The following is a 344-nucleotide window of genomic DNA, read 5'->3' as shown; positions in this document are numbered from 1 at the left end:
CCTTCATTATGGTGAAGGGCGCAAACTCCGTGTATTCGCTTGTCGCTCTTAATCAGGACTGACCATGATCGACCATGATGCTGAACATCGTCTATACGTGCCGATGGACCCGTACCTGTTCTACGAGCTTGGCGGCGGTTATGCTCTGAACAAGGGGCCGCACGCACTTCCCGATGACGCGGTGCTCAAGGTTGGGCCTGCTATTCCACTATCCTGCATGTTCGACTGCTACTGGCTACTGCACGAAGGACAAAAGGTGGGCTACTATTTCCGGTCCACGTTTCAGGTGCTCAATGGCGGTGGATACGTGTGCGCCTACATGGGTGCAGCGCGCGGTGCCGCAG

The 344-nt window shown here is 56.1% G+C and carries 1 protein-coding gene; it reads left to right on the top strand.

The annotated features are described in order from the left end of the window. Nucleotides 1–64: 64 nt before the first annotated feature. A partial coding sequence (locus tag AC1RPQ_RS08210) for a hypothetical protein (RefSeq protein ID WP_333533623.1) occupies nucleotides 65–344 on the top strand: 280 nt, incomplete at its 3' end.

The sequence above is a fragment of the Dellaglioa sp. CoH-57-MRSF-21 genome, from assembly GCF_056781915.1.
Note: the sequence above shows the minus strand (reverse complement) of the source record. Positions and strands in the feature narration are given on the sequence as shown.